The organism is Polaromonas sp. CG_23.6 (assembly GCF_029892315.1).
In the GTDB taxonomy this organism is placed as follows: domain Bacteria; phylum Pseudomonadota; class Gammaproteobacteria; order Burkholderiales; family Burkholderiaceae_C; genus Polaromonas.
Genome location: NZ_JARXUY010000002.1, coordinates 119,962 through 135,311 on the forward strand (window position 1 = coordinate 119,962; position 15,350 = coordinate 135,311).

Genomic DNA, 15,350 nt, shown 5'->3' on the forward strand with positions numbered 1-15,350 from the left:
CGCCGCAGCTAAAGATGCCGGCAGCGCCCGGTGCGAGGCGCTGCTTCGCAGACCACTCATTTCAGCATACCTCCAAACTCCACGCGGGCACATCTACCCTGACGTAATGTCAGATTTACAGAAATTTCAAAGTTGGCGGTATCAACACACCTGATGGCGGAACGGGACAAGCTGTACGCACAGTTGGCGCGTAGAGTACATATGTTGACTACACCTTACCTGTCGTTATACCTTCCACTTTCACTACACACACCATGACACAAAAAGATCTGCATTACCTTGAATTGTTGGAGATTGGAAAACTCATCCAGTCAAAAGAACTGTCTTCCGTCGAGGCCACTCAAGCGCAGCTCGATCGCATCGGAAAACTCAATGGGGTGCTCAAAAGCTACGTCACCGTGATGGCTGACAGCGCACTGGTCGATGCCCAAAAGGCGGATGCCGAAATTGCTGCCGGGGAACTACGGGGCCTTCTGCATGGCGTGCCCATCGCGGTCAAGGACTTGTGCTGGACGAAAGGCGTCAAGACGGCCGCCGGCATGACCATCTATGAAGACTTCGTGCCCACGGTCGATGGCACGGTCGTCAAGAAACTCCGTGAGGCTGGTGCGATCATTCTTGGCAAGCTGCAGATGACAGAGAGCGCTTACGCAGACCACCATCCAACTATCTCACCACCGGTCAATCCATGGAATGCGGCGCACTGGACCGGTGTGTCTTCGAGCGGCTCGGGCGTCTCCACAGCTGCGGGTCTTTGCTATGGCTCCCTCGGAACCGACACGGGGGGATCAATCCGCTTTCCATCGGCAGCCAACGGGCTCACCGGACTAAAGCCTACGTGGGGCCGCGTCAGTCGCTACGGTGCATTTGAGTTGGCTGCCACACTTGACCACATCGGGCCGATGACGCGCAGCGCGGCCGACGCTGGAGCCATGCTCGGAGTAATTGCTGGTTCGGATATCAACGACCCGACGGCCAGCCTGCGTCCAGTGCCCAACTACGTGGCAGAAATGCCGCAGGGCATTAAGGGGTTGCGCGTGGGTATCGACTCCCGCTGGAGTAGCGACGGCGTCGATGAGCCGACCAAGCAGGTGCTGGCCGCAGCAATTGCGGCCGTGAAAACGCTTGGTGGTGAAATTCGTGAAGTTGTTGTTCCAGATCCGGCGCATGCCATAGAAGATTGGTTCCCGCTGTGCGGCATGGAGGCTGCAGTGGTGCACGAGAAGACCTATGCCGCACGCAAGTCTGAGTATGGCCCAGGCCTGGCCGGTCTTATCGAACTCGGCCTAGCGCAGAAGGGGACTGACTACCAGAAGATCATGCTGAGGAGACTCGACTTTACTGGCCGTGTGAAGGCGATGTTCGAAGATATCGACCTGCTACTGGTGCCTGCTACTGGTATTGCCTCACCGACCGTGGATCGCATGTCAAAGATGGGTACCGACGCTGAATTGATCTCCGCGGTGTTGCGCTATACGTGCCCATTCGACATGACAGGCAGCCCGACCATCACGCTGCCCGGTGGCTTTACCGAAGGCGGCATGCCGCTCGCATTTCAGTTCGTCTCGCGGCATTTCGAAGAAAGCTTGCTGCTGCGTGCAGGCTGGGCCTTCCAACAAATTACCGATTGGCATCGTCAGCATCCGAGCCTTTGATTTCATTGTTCCTTCTCGTCCCTTTCGTTCATTTCACATCGACCTCCCAAACTCCTGAAGTACACCATTATGAAATTCTGCAACACGTTTTTTTCAGTCGCTGCGATACTGACTGTGGTGGGTATTTCGTCTACTGCACTGGCTGCAGATCCTTTGAAGATTGGCCTGATGGAAGACGTCTCGGGCGATCTGGCCTTTATGGGCCTGCCCAAGATGCATGGATCGCAACTTGCGGTGGAAGAGATCAATAAGGCGGGCGGTGTGATGGGTCGTCCGCTGGAACTTATTCACCTCGACCCCCAGGGCGGCAACGCGCGATATCAGGAATTTACGCGGCGCTTGCTGAACAAGGACAAGGTCGACGTTCTGATCGGCGGCATCACATCGGCGGCGCGTGAGGCGATCCGGCCGATCGTTAATCGGACGCAGACCCCTTACTTCTATACCAACCAGTACGAAGGCGGCGTCTGCGATGCGAACATGATCAGCATGGGTGCAGTGCCCGAGCAGCAGTTCTCAACCCTTATTCCTTACATGGTTGAGAAGTTCGGCAAGAAAGTTTATGTGGTCGCAGCCAATTACAACTTCGGCCAGATATCCGCCGAATGGAACCGGTCAATCCTGAAGGATGTGGGCGGCACGATCGTCGGTGAGGAGTTCATTCCATTGGGCGTATCGCAGTTTGCACAGACTATCCAGAACATCCAAAAGGCCAAGCCCGACTGGCTGCTGATGCTCAACGTGGGCGCAGCACAAGATTCATTCTTCGAGCAGGCGACGGCAGCCAAGCTGAACCTGCCAATGGGCTCATCTGTGAAAGTAATGCTTGGCTACGAGCACAAGCGTTTTGCGTCCCCTGCGCTGAATCAGATGAATGTGACAGCCAACTGGTTCGAAGAAATTGACACCGCGCCGGCTAACGATTTCAAGAAGCGCTGGCATGCCAAATTTCCGGATGAGCCGTACATCAATGACGCGGGTTATAACGCGTACTCCGCAATTTATATGTACAAAATGCTGGTTGAGAAAGCCAAGTCAACTAAGTTGGCGGACCTGCGTCAGGTTATTGCAACAGGTGAAGCATGCATTGACGCCGCCGAGGGGCAAGTTTGTATCGATCCTAAAAGTCAGCACACCTCACATCAGATGCGCTTGATTGCGGTCGATGACAAGCATAAGGTAAACGTGCTCAAGAACTATGGCCTGATCCAGCCCTACTGGCTTGGGCAAGTCGGTTGCGACCTGACGAAGAAGAACGCTAAAAAGCAATATACGCCGTCAGACTTTCCCAAGAAATCCTAAAGAAAGGTAGCGCCAGGTGCTCGCCGAAATATTCTCCTACGTTTATCAGTTTGCCGACGTCTTTGCTTTTCTGATTCTGGCGGCAGCGGGGTTGGCAATTATTTTTGGAATGATGGGTGTCATCAACATGGCGCATGGCGAATTCATCATGTGTGGTGCATATGTGACCGTTTCGCTTGTGCATGCAGGCCTACCGCTGCCAATTGCACAGGCTTGCGGGACGATTGCGGCCGGTGCCATTGGCGTGCTGGTTGAATGGAGCCTAGTGCGCAAGCTTTACAAACGGCCACTGGATTCCCTGCTGGCCACATGGGGCCTGAGCCTCATGGTCACGCAGGGGATGTTGATCATCTTCGGTTCGTCACTCCCGGGTATCGGCACGCCAGATGGCAGTTTCTCAATCGGCATCTACACATATTCGAACTACCGCATGGTGTTGTTCGGCTGCGCTGTGGCTGTGCTGGCCTTCATCTACGTCATCTTTATGAAGACCCGCTTTGGCGTGCATGCACGGGCCACCATGCAGAACGCGTCGATTGCGCAGGCAACTGGCGTAAAAGTAGGCAACGTCTACGCGCTGAGCTTCGGCATTGGTGCTGCTCTTGCCGGCTTCTGTGGTGCGATGTATGCACCGACCATGACGCTGATTCCGACCATGGGGGCCACATTTCTTATTGAAAGCTTTGTTACCGTGGTGGTAGGTGGCGCGAATGTCCTACTCGGCACTGCACCAGCTGGCATCCTACTGGCTATCGTTCGAACCGGACTCAACGGATGGGGCGGACAGATTGTCGGACAGATCGGCATGCTTCTCGCAGTGATTATTGTCATTCGAATCCTCCCCGAAGGTTTGTCGGGCTGGTTCGCCCGCAGGACTCGATAAATTGCTACTGACCTAAAAGTTTCTCATGTTCAAACTTATCAATGGCCCGCAGACACTTGGCACTAGCCGATTTTTTTGGATGAGTTTTATGGCAGTGCTGACCGTCATGCTTATCTACCCCCTATTTGCTGATGCTTACAGCGTCGGCAACATGGCCTATTTGCTGCTCTGGGTCTTTATGGCCATGGGGCTTTGCCTTGTGTGGGGCTATGGCGGCATGCTGTCATTTGGACAAACCCTTTTCTTCGGTATAGGCGGTTATGCTTATGGCGTTTTGGCGATTAACCTTGGCGGTGAAGCCGGCACAACGGTTTTAGCGTTGCTGGCCGCGTTGCTGGTCGCCGGAGCGGTGGCCGCAATACTGGGCTACTTTATGATCTGGGGCCAGATCGGCGGCGTATTTTTCGGCATTGTGACGTTGTCAGCGGCACTGGTCCTTGCTTTTTTTCTTGGTCAAACGGCCGGACCTGAATGGCACATCGGATTGGCGCGATTGAACGGGTTCAACGGAATGGGCGGTATGGCGTCGCTCAATATTCCCTGGGTCGGCGACGATCCACTTATCTTTGAAGGCTTACCGCTATATTACTTGGTAGTCAGTCTGTTATTGGTGGTTTACCTAAGCTTGCGAATTTTTCTCAACTCACGCTTCGGCAACGTCATAGTGGCTATTCGGGAAGACCCACAGCGTGCCGAACTGCTGGGCTACGACGTACGCAAATACCAGCTCGCAACATTTGTTATCGGCTCGATGCTAGCCGGGTTGAGCGGTGTGCTTTACACCTCGTGGGGCCAGTTCATCACGCCTGCCAGTGTTGGTCTTCCCGCCGCAGCCATGCCGATTGTCTGGGTAGCGTTTTCGGGACGAAGCGACATAACGGCGACCCTGGTCGGTACTTTTTTGGTGCTGTGGGTGTTTCAAATTCTTACGATTTACAGCCAGCAAGCCGCACTGCTTTTAATGGGGACCATGTTGCTGTGCACCGTCATGGTCGCGCCCCAGGGTTTTGTTATCGGTGTGGTGCAGTCGATCAAGCGCGTCTTTGCTTTTCGCAGCAAGCAAGGTGCCCAAGTGGCTGATGAGGGGAAGGCATGAGCGCGCTATTGCAGACAACTCGACTGTCGAAAAAATTTGGCGGTCATGCAGCGGTGTCGGAGGTTGATTTAACGGTGAAGAATGGGGAAATCCATTGTCTGATCGGACCCAATGGCGCCGGCAAGAGCACGCTCTTTAAGTTAGTCGTTGGTACGCACGAACCTACGTCTGGCCGTATTGAATTCATGGGTAAGGACGTGACGCACGAGCGACCGTACCAGCGAGTCAAGCAGGGGATGAGCATCAAGATGCAGGCGCCGAGCGTTTTTAAGGAGTTGCCCGTGCGGCAGAATCTTCACATTGCGTTGCAACATCATGTGCGCGGTGCCGATTTGGCGCGCGAGGAAGATCGGTTGCTTGAACTACTCGACCTTACGGGTGAGGCGACAAAGCTGGCCGGCGTGTTAGCACACGGACAGCAGCAATGGCTTGAAATTGGCATGGCAATAGCGCTCAAGCCTGTGCTCCTGTTGATGGACGAACCGACAGCAGGCCTCTCACCGGAGGAAACCTTCAAAACCGGTGAGCTGATCCAGAAGCTCAATACCGAAGGCATGACTATGTTGGTGGTCGAGCACGATATGGCGTTCATTCGCCAGATCGCACATCGCGTCACTGTGCTGCATTTCGGCAATGTATTTGCCGAGGGTTCAATCAACGACATTATCTCGGACGCGCGCGTGGCCGAAATCTACCTTGGCAAAACCCATGAACACTGAAGTCGTTCTTGAAGTTCAGGGCTTGCGGGCTGCATATGGCGAGACCCCGATTCTGCAGGGCGTTGATCTCACCGTCGGAAAAGGCGAGATCATTGCGTTGATCGGGCGCAATGGCGTTGGCAAGACGACGACGATGCGCTGCCTGATTGGTCTCTTGCGGACGCGAGGCGGCAGTATTCGCCTGCTCGGGCACGACATCACGTCGTTGTCGAGCGATGCGCGTGCCCGACGCGGCATTGGCTACGTGCCACAAGGACGCGAGGTGTTCGCGCGCATGACGGTAGCCGAAAACTTGATGGTTGGTGAATTGGTTGGCGGTCGCGATAGTAAGAAGCAGCCCGAGCTGGTGTACCAATACTTTCCGCGCCTGGCAGAACGCCGGACTCAACTCGCTGGCACCATGTCGGGTGGTGAGCAACAGCAGCTGGCTATCGGCCGTGCGCTGGTTGGAAACCCTGCGCTGATGCTGCTCGACGAGCCCTCGGAAGGCATTCAGCCATCAATCGTGCAATTGATCTGCAACGTGCTGAGAACGATCCGCAAAGACCTTGGGACGACGATTCTGTTCGTTGAGCAGAACCTAGATACCATCCTTGACATGGGCGAGCGCGCCTATGTGATGGAGAAGGGGCGCATTGTCGGCAACATTGACGCGGATCACATGAATGCCGCAAGCGTGCGCAGTCATTTGATGATCTAACTCAAGGAAAAAAGAACATGTACTGGCTTTCACAATCAATCATGCACACACGTGGACTGGCCCGTGGTGCCGTTGGCACAACACACGAACTCAATGAGACTCGCCAGGGCGTGTTTCACTACACCATCGGGCCTTACTCAGAGCCCGTGATGCATATTGCACCGGGGGACCGCGTGATTGTGGATACCCGTGATGCATTTGACGGGAAAATTCAAACGGAGCAAGACCTGCCAAGCGCCAAGTTGCGTGTCCCCTTTTTGAATCCGCAAAACGGCCCTATCATGATTGAGGGCGCAGAGAAAGGCGATGTTGTCGCGGTCTACATTGAGTCCATGCTGCCGCGCGGCCCCAACCCACGCGGTACCTGTTGCTTGATCCCGCGTTTTGGTGCCCTCACGGGAACTGACTTCACGGCGATGCTGAACGACCCATTGCCTGAAATTACACGCAAGATCGACCTTGATGAAGAGGGCGTGTACTGGAGCCGACGCGTCACTTTACCCTATCGACCGCACATCGGAACGTTAAGTCTGTCACCTGAAATCGACTCGATCAATTCCCTCACACCAGACAACCACGGCGGCAACATGGACGTGCCCGATATGGGGCCGGGCAGCATCACGTATTTGCCGGTGCGCTCACCGGGTGCGCGCCTGTTTATTGGTGACGCCCATGCCTGCCAGGGTGATGGCGAAGTTTGCGGCACCGCCGTTGAATACGCCAGTCGCACTACCATTCATGTCGACCTCATTAAAAACTGGGAGATCAACTGGCCCCGGCTCGAAACCGAACACCAGATCATGGTCATCGGCAGTGCCCGACCCCTGGAAGATGCCACACGTATTGCCTACCATGAACTTGTCATGTGGATGGCCAAAGAGTACGACTACGATAAATGGGATGCTTACATGATGCTTAGCCAATGCGGCAAGGTCCGGCTTGGCAACTTCGTCGACCCTAAATACTCGGTTGCAGCAGGCGTTGAAAAGAAATACTTGGCCATGCCCTAACTCTCGTTTTATTCAATATTAAAAAAAGGACTACACCATGGATTTGGGACTTAAAGGCCTCAGGGCAGTCGTTACCGGCGGAACCAAAGGCATTGGCCGCACCATCGTTGAAACCTTATTGAAAGAGGGCGCGCAGGTCGCCTTTTGCGCTCGCAATTATGAAGAGGTGGCGGCCACCGAAGCCGAATTCTCACGCTATGGCGTAAAGGTGTTGGGTCGTTCAGTCGATGTAGGCGATGGCCCGACGCTTGCAGCTTTCGTGGCCGAGGCGCAGCTGGCATTGGGTGGTATTGACATCGTGGTGGCCAACGTCAGTGCGCTGGCCATTGGCAACGACGAGGTGGGTTGGAAAAGCGGTTTTGATGTTGACATGATGGGCACCGTGCGCCTCATCAACGCGGCGATGCCCAGCCTTGAAAAGAGCGAACACGCGGCCATCATCACGATTGCCAGTGTGTCCGCTCGCGAGATCGACTTTACCGCCGGACCCTACGGCTCTTTTAAGGCCGCGATCGTTCACTACACGCAGGGCCTAGCCTTTCAATTGGCGGGTAGAAAAATCCGGGCCAACTCGGTATCTCCTGGTAACACCTACTTTCCGGGTGGCATTTGGGAGCAGATCGAAACCGGCAACCCTGCGTTGTTCAAAGAATCGCTTGCATTGAATCCAACGGGTCGCATGGCAACGCCGCAGGAGGTAGCCAATGGCGCGGTGTTTCTGGCCAGTCCGGCAGCGAGCTTTATTACCGGCACCAATCTGCTGGTTGATGGCGCGCTGACACGCGGCGTTCAGTTTTAAGAGTCTGTTTTAGGCTCTGTTGACGTAGCGAAAGCTCAATGAGAATCAGGCCGAGGAATTTTCGTTGACGCGGCTGTCCTTGGCGGCTTTGCACCTTACCTGATCGAGCACATCAATCGATTTGGCGATTACTTTTTGGACTTAGAGCGGCAGGTGACGCCCATGCAATTCGAGACGATTCTTATTTGAAACCAATCGGCTACGTCAAAAACGCCGGATTGCGTCCGAATCCGGGCCGCCCCTCAAAACCGGTTCTGTCGCAATAGTGGAGCTTAGCCGAAAAAAATTGCGTTGCTGAGCTGGAGATCAAACAGCGAGGCTGTAGAACTGCTGCGCTGCGGACATGGGTTTGCCGGCGGGGCAGTTCATCTGCCCCTTGCCGATCATGTGCATGGTTTCGATGCCTGCAATGATAATGCGGGCACTCCAAAATGACTTGAAACCCAGCATTGGACGAGTAAGCCGTTTGATGGCCCGGTGGTCTTGTTCAACGATGTTGTTGAGGTACTTGTTTTGACGCATCAGGATATCGACGCAAGCGTCAGCCTTGACGCTTTCAATGGCGGCTGTATTGGCGCCGCTCTTGTCGATGGTGATCTTCTCTGGCACGTCGTGCAGGTTGATGGCACGTTCCAGAAATCGGCGGGCAGCAGCCATATCTCGCTTGGCAGTCAGCAGGAAGTCCACCGTATCGCCAGCCCTGTCAACAGCCCGGTAAAGGTACTTCCACTGGCCGGCCACTTTAATGTAGGTTTCGTCCATCCGCCAACTCTTGCCAACGGGGTTCTTGCGCCGACGAAATACGGCGGCCAGCACCGGCACCATCTTGATTGCCCAGCGATGCACAGTAGCGTGGTCAACGAAAACACCGCGTTCCCGCATCATTTCCTCAACATGGCGCAGGCTCAACGGATAGGCCACATACCAGCGCACGCACGTCAACATCACCTCGAGGGGATAGTGAAACCGTTTGAGGACCTTGCGCAGGGCGCTGTTGATTGAACTTTTGCGGAAATCAAGCATGCGCTGGATTGTCGTTCACGCTTATTGCGACAGAACCGCAAGACGCGGCCCACGGGCTGTCCGGGTAAAAGTTGCTCTAACAGGATGTCGATGAAGCGATGAACAGATGAAGATCAGGCGCCGTTTCCCCGCTTCATCTGTCGCCGTTTTGAGTGCGGCCGCTCTGCTCATGGCCGCGCTGTACCTCGGCTTTCGCGTTCTCGACCCGGTGCCCCCCAACCGGCTCGTACTCGTTGCCGGAGCGGCGGGGTCCAGGTACGACGGGTTTGCCAGGCAATACGCACAGGTGCTCGCTCGTCAAGGCATCACGCTTGAAATCCGCCATGCCGCCGGTGCGGTCGACGGCCTTGCGCAGCTGCGCGATGCATCTTCCGGCGTGCAGGCGGCGCTGACGACGTTTGGTTTTACCGAAACCCGTGACGCCCTTGAACTTGCGTCGCTCGGCGGCGTGTACGACGCGCCGATCTTCGTGTTCTACCGGGGCGCTGAGCCGATCACGCGATTTGACCAGTTGCGCGGCAAACGGCTGTCCATCGGCGTGGCCGGAACGGCCCTGCGCCCTCTTATTCGTGCAGTGCTTCAGGAAACCCAAGCGCTCGATGCGTCAACGCAGCTCGTTGACATGGAGCCTGCCCAGTCGCTCGATGCGCTGATCGCAGGCGGTTTGGATGCGGTTGTCCTTGCGGCATCCCTTGGTAGCCCCCTGCTGCAGCGGGCACTCGATGCGCCCAGCATTCGGATGATGAACGTCGCACAGGCCGAAGCCATCGCCAAAGCCGTTCCGGGACTTCGGCACGTGGTCCTGTGGCGAGGCCTTATCAGTCTGGGCCGTGATGTGCCGAGCGAAAATATCGACCTGCTGGGCTCGCGCAACCGGCTGCTTGTGCGCAAGGACCTGCACCCGGCGCTGCAGTACATGCTGTTGGAAGCGATGCGCGAAGTCCACTGGCAGCCAGGCCCGTTCAACCGTATCGGCGAGTACCCGTCCGAGCAAGCCAGCGACTTGCCGCTGTCGCCCACGGCGCAGGCCTTTTATCGCGACGGGCCGAGCTTTTGGCGGCAGTACACATCGTTCTGGCTGGCCTCGCTCCTGGACCGGGTCATGTTCTTTGTTATTCCCATTTTTGCGATGCTGGTTCCTCTGATCAGCTTCGCACCGCGCACCTACCGGTGGCTGCGCATGCGTCGCATTGACCGGCTGCACGGATCGCTCGCAAGCATCGAGAGCGAGCTTGAACTCGATGGCAATGCATCACAGCTGGTGCAGACGCGCGGCCACCTGTCAAGCCTCGAGTTGGCCGTGCGGTCACTGAAGGTAGCGCGGCCGTTCGTCGCCGATCTTCACCGCCTGCGGGTTCATTTGCGGATGGTCCAGGAAAGCTTGATGCAGCGAGAAGCCCGCGTTGCAGCGGAATCCACCCGCCCAGAATGCAGCTCTCCGAATGCTCCCGTACCCCTGCCGGAGAACTGTCAGCATCTACACAGTGCAATGTAATCTACCAAAACTCAACCAACTCAATCAAAACCACCCCCCTGGCCCGACCTCCCCGCGCCTGCGAGGGGGATGAGGGGGCGGGAGGGGAGGTTTTTCGGGGTGGGGGTTGGGTGGGGTTACGTTGATTACATTCCTGTTTGGTTGTTTGTGCCGCTGACTTTTATTGCCCTCGGCTGGGCCTGACAGCCCTTATATCGGCCTGATCTCGATTTCCGAGGGCGCAGGCATCGGGTTCGGGCAGCGCTTGACCCAGGCCACTGCTTCTTCGAGCGATGGCAGCTCCCACAGCCAGTAGCCGGCCACCAGGTCCCCGGCGAAAGGTCCGTCAACGACCGTGCGCGAGGGGCCCTCGAAGCGCACCCGCTTGGCCTCGCGGCTCGGGCGCAGGCCGTCGCAGTCCTGCAGCACACCTGCTTGCCTGAGCGCTTCGTTGAAGACTTCCATCGCGGCCATCTGCTCCTTCATCTGCGCCTGGCTCATCGCGGCCAAACGCGCCTCGAGATCAGGATTGGACTTGACCAAAATCATGAACTTCATCGCTGCCTCCAGTGAGTGGGTTGAAAATTTCATGTTGCTGCCTGGTCAGTTCCAGGCGATCAGACGGCAAAGTCGCGGGGTGTCAGGCGGGTCCTACGCCAGGGTGTGGACTTGGAACCTCCCATGGCCATCACCATGAGTTTGCCGCCGCGGATACCAAGCCAGGGTCGATGAAGGCCAGCGGAGTGTTTGAGGGCAGCAGACGCACCGCCGCAAGCCAAGCAAGGGGTGAAAACAAGCCATGCCAGGATGAGCTTGGGCTCCAAGCACAGTACGATGCGGGCTGGTTCAACTTTTCAGAAAAAACCCACATCATGGATGACCTCATCAAGCTCAGGCAGCAAATTACCGAGATGGAAAAGCAAGCCCTTGAGCTGCAAAAGAAGAACCGCCCGGCTGTGCTGGCGCACCTGCGCGAGCAGATGACGGCCTATGGCATCACGACCGAGGAGCTTGGCCGTGCAGCGCCCAAGCCTGCCAGGCCCAAGGCAGCGCCGGCCAAGGCGGCTACAAGCGCGCCCAAGGGCAAAAAGCCGGTTTCATCCGCGCCAGCGAAGTACCAGGGTCCGGATGGCCAAGTGTGGAGCGGCCGGGGACCGGCGCCAGGGTGGCTCAATGCTTTGCTGGTCCAGGGCAAGACGCGCGAGGATTTCCTAATACAGACAGATGCGAGCGCCTCTGGCAGCACAGTGGCAGAGTAAAAAACCAAACGAAGCGCAAGGCAGACTCTTTACGCATGGCCCCCGCCCGGCCAGAGAATTGAAAATCCTTATATTGGTGGTTCGTTGCCCCCAGGCCACCAAGGTTTACCTTGTAAAGAAGCTAACCCATGCGGTTGGCTTTTTTGTTTCCGAGGACAAACAGTCCTCGTGTTCGGTCCATTTCCGGGCTACAGCTTTTTATGGAAAGCTTTCCCCACTTCTCCCCCCTCTGTCGATTTTTTTCCTCGTGTACATGTGTTCGCCAGTTGATGTTTCATGCTGACACTACTCGCACGCCGATACGAGCATGGGTGTTCGATGGGCCAGTTTTCCAGTTGTGCCAGAAGGAACTATCAGCGGTTATCCCAGCCAAAAGCCAGATAGGAAACTTTTCTTAGGCTTTCTTCACAGTTACGGGACAATACACAGACTATGGCAACCGCAGATCAGCTCAAAGCACTGCTTCGCTCCCACCTAGAAGGCGATGATCGCCATTTCTATTCGGTAGCGATGCAGGTGGCTGCGCACGAGGCAAAGCAAGGTCATGGACGGCTTGCTGAAGAGATGCGCGAACTGATCGATGCAGCCAAGGCAAAGCGCGTGCCTAACGAAATTTCGGCTGCTCCAGTGCCTCTGGCAAGGCCGAAAGGCGAACTGGCTTCGTTGCTAAGTGTTTCTTACCCTAGTCGCCGCTTTGGCGATATGGTGCTCTCCAATGACGTGGAACACAGCTTGCAGCGCGTTCTCAAGGAGCAGCGGTACATGACAAAGCTGCGTGAACATGGGTTGCATCCACGTCGAAAAATTCTATTGGTGGGACCTTCTGGAACAGGAAAGACAATGACCGCTGCGGCCCTGGCCGGTGAGTTGGGGGTGCCTTTGTTTGTTGTTCGCCTAGATGCGCTCATCACAAAATTCATGGGTGAGACGGCTGCGAAACTGCGACAGGTCTTCGACGCGGTCCAGTCAACGCGGGGGGTGTATTTCTTCGACGAGTTCGATGCTATCGGCAGTCAGCGAGGTTTAGCCAACGATGTTGGTGAGGTTCGTCGAATTCTCAACAGTTTTCTGTTGATGATTGAGCAAGACGACTCAAGCAGCGTGATCGTGGCTGCGACCAATCATCCCGAAATTTTGGATCAAGCTCTCTTTCGACGCTTCGACGATGTGATCGAGTACCACGTTCCCTCGCCTGACGAAATTCATAAACTGCTGCAAGTGAGAGTGGCTCGCTACATGCGCGGCACGAAAAAGGTCTGGAACGATCTTGTCGCTGCAGCGGGCGGGCTTAGCCATGCCGACATATCGCGGGCTATAGATGACACGCTTAAGGATGCTGTTATGCGGGATGTCGACCAGATTGTGCCGGCAGCATTGCTGAAGCTACTGGAAAGCCGGCAGGCTGCAAAAAAGCGTACTGACGGTCATGGAAAACAATAATTAGATATCTATGGCCACAGGCGCACTCCGACCCCATATCTTTCTTCAAAACACCAGCAGAACAGAGCACTTTACAGCGCCTTCAATGGGCGGAGGCAGCCCTACAGTGGTTCCGCCGCAAAATCGACAGATGCACGCAGCGGAACTTCGACAGCAGTTTGCACAAGTCGAAGTGGCCCAGCAAGCACTCATAGCTCAACAGCAGCAAGCTAACGTTCAAACAGCCATCGGCGTGCAGGTCGAATTCGAAAGCATGCATGGAGTAAAGATGGCTGCTGAAAGCTTGGCTCGGGATCACAGCGGCATTGAGCTAATGAATGGTAAGCGGCCAGCGATGACATCTTGAATAAGCATGTCGAAATATGCTACGGGTTAGCGAAGCGTCAGCCCGCAGGCTGCCAGTGATGGGGCAGCAGCTCGTCGATGCGGCTGTTGAGGTGGCCAGGCAGTCGTGTGAGCACATCCTTCAGGTACGCCCACGGGTCCAGGCCGTTCATCCGGGCCGATTGCACCAGGCTCATGACGACAGCGGCGCGCTGGCCGGCGAGCTCGCTGCCGGCGAACAACCATGCTTTTCTTCCCATTGCCCACGGGCGCATGAGATTTTCAATGTGGTTGTTGTCGATGGCCACGTTGCCATCGACCAGGTAGGCCGTCAGCGCCGTCCAGCGGTTCAGGCTGTAGTCGATGGCGCCGGCGATGGCGCTGCCGTCGGGCACGCGCTGGCGCTCCAGACGCAGCCAAAGATGGAGTTCCTCGCAAAGCGGCCCGGCCCTGGATTGCCTCATTGCCAGACGCTCGTGCTCGGGCAGTTCCCGGGCTTCTTTCTCGATTCGGTACAGCCAGGCGATGCGCTGCACGGCCTGGGCGGCCACCGGGCTCTGGTTTTCCTTAATCAGCTCGTCAAATTTTCTCCTCGCGTGCGCCATGCAGCCCGCCTCGATTCGCCTCTCTAACTTGAAGACGCTCTCGTAAGCTTTGTAGCCGTCGCACACCAGTGTGCCCGACCAGCCCTTGAGAAATTCAACAGGGTATTTGGCTGCCCGGCCAATGCAAAAGTCGTACACCACGCCCGGCAGCACATCAAAAGCACTGCGGGCATACGCCCAGACGTAGGCCCGCTTGGTCTTGCCCGAACCCGGGTCCAGCATGTTCACCGGCGTTTCATCAACATGCACGACCGCCGCGCCAAGCACGAACGCGCGGTGCGCCTCGTACAGCGGCATCAATCCAGCGCCGGCCCGGCCCGACCATGCCGCCAGCGTCGAGCGCGGCGTGTGCACACCCGAGCGTGCGTTGATTTGCTCTTGCCGGTAGTACGGAAGGTGGTCGACGAAGCGGCCCACCAGGGTGTGGGCGAGCAAGCCCTCGGCGGGCATGCCCTTGTCGATGATGTGCGGCTCGACCGGCTCCTGCACCAGCGACTGGCAGCACTTGCACGCCCACTTGCCGCGAATATGGCGATGCACGAAGAACTGCGCCGGCACGATGTCCAGCTTCTCGCTGATGTCCTCGCCCACGCGCACCATCGACTGGCCGCACCCACACGTGGTGCTTTGCGGTTCGTGGCGGTGCTCCACACGCTGCAGGTGTTCGGGCAGCGCCTGGCGTCTGGGCTGGCGCCGGGGTTCGACGACAACAGCGGGGCCCGGCGCGCCGCTTTGGCCCTGCAACGCTTCGAGCTGGGCCTCCAGGCTGGCCTGGTCAGCGGCCAGTGTTTCCTCGAACAGCTCGCGCTGCTCGGCGCTCATGCGCTCGGTCCGGGCGCCAAAGCGCCAGGCCTTCAGGCGCGCGAGCTCGTGCGTGATGCGCTCAATCTTGATGTCGCGCAGCCGGATGGTGCGCGCCTGGAAATCGACTTGTTGTCTCTGCTCAGCAATGTGCTGGCCTTGTTCGGCGATGTACTCAAGCATTTGGGCGGCCATTTCGGCCAGTGCACCGAAACTCAGACCGTGCAGGTCCTGGGCTTTGAATTCGTGCACGTTGAGCA

General features: G+C 56.9%; 15 protein-coding genes. 12 read left to right on the forward strand and 3 right to left on the reverse strand.

Annotated features, from left to right (window positions below; genetic code table 11):
* The first annotated feature begins 254 nt into the window (after positions 1-254).
* From H4V98_RS20060 to H4V98_RS20095, 8 genes are all read left to right on the forward strand, one after another.
* Positions 255-1,655, forward strand: coding sequence for an amidase (locus H4V98_RS20060; protein WP_196864706.1), 1,401 nt, complete (start codon positions 255-257; stop codon positions 1,653-1,655).
* Positions 1,656-1,724: 69 nt separating this feature from the next.
* On the forward strand, positions 1,725-2,957 hold the full coding sequence (locus tag H4V98_RS20065; RefSeq protein WP_196864707.1) for an urea ABC transporter substrate-binding protein: 1,233 nt from the start codon (positions 1,725-1,727) through the stop codon (positions 2,955-2,957).
* Between the two features lie 16 nt (positions 2,958-2,973).
* Complete coding sequence (locus H4V98_RS20070; RefSeq protein WP_196864708.1) at positions 2,974-3,840, forward strand: branched-chain amino acid ABC transporter permease; 867 nt, start codon at positions 2,974-2,976, stop codon at positions 3,838-3,840.
* Positions 3,841-3,865: 25 nt separating this feature from the next.
* Entirely contained in the window at positions 3,866-4,936 is a 1,071-nt protein-coding gene (locus tag H4V98_RS20075) for a branched-chain amino acid ABC transporter permease (RefSeq protein ID WP_196864709.1), read from the forward strand.
* The gene (locus H4V98_RS20080; RefSeq protein ID WP_196864710.1) at positions 4,933-5,655 is read left to right on the forward strand and encodes an ABC transporter ATP-binding protein; all 723 of its coding nucleotides are present in this window, start codon (positions 4,933-4,935) and stop codon (positions 5,653-5,655) included. Before H4V98_RS20075 ends, H4V98_RS20080 begins: the two co-directional genes overlap by 4 nt.
* On the forward strand, positions 5,645-6,355 hold the full coding sequence (locus tag H4V98_RS20085) for an ABC transporter ATP-binding protein (protein WP_196864711.1): 711 nt from the start codon (positions 5,645-5,647) through the stop codon (positions 6,353-6,355). Before H4V98_RS20080 ends, H4V98_RS20085 begins: the two co-directional genes overlap by 11 nt.
* A 17-nt stretch (positions 6,356-6,372) precedes the next feature.
* Positions 6,373-7,365: an acetamidase/formamidase family protein gene (locus tag H4V98_RS20090; protein ID WP_196864712.1), complete on the forward strand. Its 993-nt coding sequence runs from the start codon at positions 6,373-6,375 to the stop codon at positions 7,363-7,365.
* Positions 7,366-7,402: 37 nt separating this feature from the next.
* A complete protein-coding gene (locus H4V98_RS20095) occupies positions 7,403-8,164 on the forward strand; it encodes an SDR family oxidoreductase (protein ID WP_280757912.1) in 762 nt (253 codons plus the stop codon).
* A 306-nt stretch (positions 8,165-8,470) separates the two neighbouring features.
* On the opposite strand, the gene H4V98_RS20100 is transcribed toward H4V98_RS20095, so the two are convergent.
* Complete coding sequence (locus H4V98_RS20100) at positions 8,471-9,187, reverse strand: IS6 family transposase (RefSeq protein ID WP_280757913.1); 717 nt, start codon at positions 9,185-9,187, stop codon at positions 8,471-8,473.
* A gap of 169 nt (positions 9,188-9,356) precedes the next feature.
* On the opposite strand from H4V98_RS20100, the gene H4V98_RS20105 reads away from it, so the two are divergent.
* Positions 9,357-10,682 (forward strand): TAXI family TRAP transporter solute-binding subunit, encoded by a 1,326-nt coding sequence (locus H4V98_RS20105; RefSeq protein ID WP_196865121.1) that lies wholly within the window; start codon positions 9,357-9,359, stop codon positions 10,680-10,682.
* 189 nt (positions 10,683-10,871) lie between these two features.
* Here the strand turns inward: H4V98_RS20105 and H4V98_RS20110 are convergent, their stop codons facing one another.
* Entirely contained in the window at positions 10,872-11,252 is a 381-nt protein-coding gene (locus tag H4V98_RS20110) for a YciI family protein (RefSeq protein WP_196865122.1), read from the reverse strand.
* A gap of 281 nt (positions 11,253-11,533) precedes the next feature.
* On the opposite strand from H4V98_RS20110, the gene H4V98_RS20115 reads away from it, so the two are divergent.
* The 3 genes from H4V98_RS20115 to H4V98_RS20125 all read left to right on the forward strand — a co-directional run bounded on the left by H4V98_RS20115 (position 11,534) and on the right by H4V98_RS20125 (position 13,706).
* Positions 11,534-11,920 (forward strand): H-NS histone family protein, encoded by a 387-nt coding sequence (locus H4V98_RS20115; protein WP_196865123.1) that lies wholly within the window; start codon positions 11,534-11,536, stop codon positions 11,918-11,920.
* 432 nt (positions 11,921-12,352) lie between these two features.
* Entirely contained in the window at positions 12,353-13,360 is a 1,008-nt protein-coding gene (locus H4V98_RS20120) for an AAA family ATPase (RefSeq protein WP_196865124.1), read from the forward strand.
* A 10-nt stretch (positions 13,361-13,370) separates the two neighbouring features.
* Positions 13,371-13,706, forward strand: coding sequence for a hypothetical protein (locus H4V98_RS20125; protein WP_280757914.1), 336 nt, complete (start codon positions 13,371-13,373; stop codon positions 13,704-13,706).
* A 37-nt stretch (positions 13,707-13,743) separates the two neighbouring features.
* On the opposite strand, the gene H4V98_RS20130 is transcribed toward H4V98_RS20125, so the two are convergent.
* Entirely contained in the window at positions 13,744-15,285 is a 1,542-nt protein-coding gene (locus tag H4V98_RS20130; RefSeq protein ID WP_196865130.1) for an IS66 family transposase, read from the reverse strand.
* Between the last annotated feature and the right edge of the window lie 65 nt (positions 15,286-15,350).

What these genes read in the sequence shown, in the direction of transcription:
- H4V98_RS20130 (WP_196865130.1), bottom strand. Translation starts at nt 15,285, where the DNA reads ATGGCCGCCCAAATGCTTGAGTACATCGCCGAACAAGGCCAGCACATT.
- H4V98_RS20115 (WP_196865123.1), top strand. Translation starts at nt 11,534, where the DNA reads ATGGATGACCTCATCAAGCTCAGGCAGCAAATTACCGAGATGGAAAAG.
- H4V98_RS20090 (WP_196864712.1), top strand. Translation starts at nt 6,373, where the DNA reads ATGTACTGGCTTTCACAATCAATCATGCACACACGTGGACTGGCCCGT.
- H4V98_RS20075 (WP_196864709.1), top strand. Translation starts at nt 3,866, where the DNA reads ATGTTCAAACTTATCAATGGCCCGCAGACACTTGGCACTAGCCGATTT.
- H4V98_RS20080 (WP_196864710.1), top strand. Translation starts at nt 4,933, where the DNA reads ATGAGCGCGCTATTGCAGACAACTCGACTGTCGAAAAAATTTGGCGGT.
- H4V98_RS20065 (WP_196864707.1), top strand. Translation starts at nt 1,725, where the DNA reads ATGAAATTCTGCAACACGTTTTTTTCAGTCGCTGCGATACTGACTGTG.
- H4V98_RS20120 (WP_196865124.1), top strand. Translation starts at nt 12,353, where the DNA reads ATGGCAACCGCAGATCAGCTCAAAGCACTGCTTCGCTCCCACCTAGAA.
- H4V98_RS20105 (WP_196865121.1), top strand. Translation starts at nt 9,357, where the DNA reads ATGGCCGCGCTGTACCTCGGCTTTCGCGTTCTCGACCCGGTGCCCCCC.
- H4V98_RS20095 (WP_280757912.1), top strand. Translation starts at nt 7,403, where the DNA reads ATGGATTTGGGACTTAAAGGCCTCAGGGCAGTCGTTACCGGCGGAACC.
- H4V98_RS20125 (WP_280757914.1), top strand. Translation starts at nt 13,371, where the DNA reads ATGGCCACAGGCGCACTCCGACCCCATATCTTTCTTCAAAACACCAGC.
- H4V98_RS20100 (WP_280757913.1), bottom strand. Translation starts at nt 9,187, where the DNA reads ATGCTTGATTTCCGCAAAAGTTCAATCAACAGCGCCCTGCGCAAGGTC.
- H4V98_RS20085 (WP_196864711.1), top strand. Translation starts at nt 5,645, where the DNA reads ATGAACACTGAAGTCGTTCTTGAAGTTCAGGGCTTGCGGGCTGCATAT.
- H4V98_RS20110 (WP_196865122.1), bottom strand. Translation starts at nt 11,252, where the DNA reads ATGAAATTTTCAACCCACTCACTGGAGGCAGCGATGAAGTTCATGATT.
- H4V98_RS20060 (WP_196864706.1), top strand. Translation starts at nt 255, where the DNA reads ATGACACAAAAAGATCTGCATTACCTTGAATTGTTGGAGATTGGAAAA.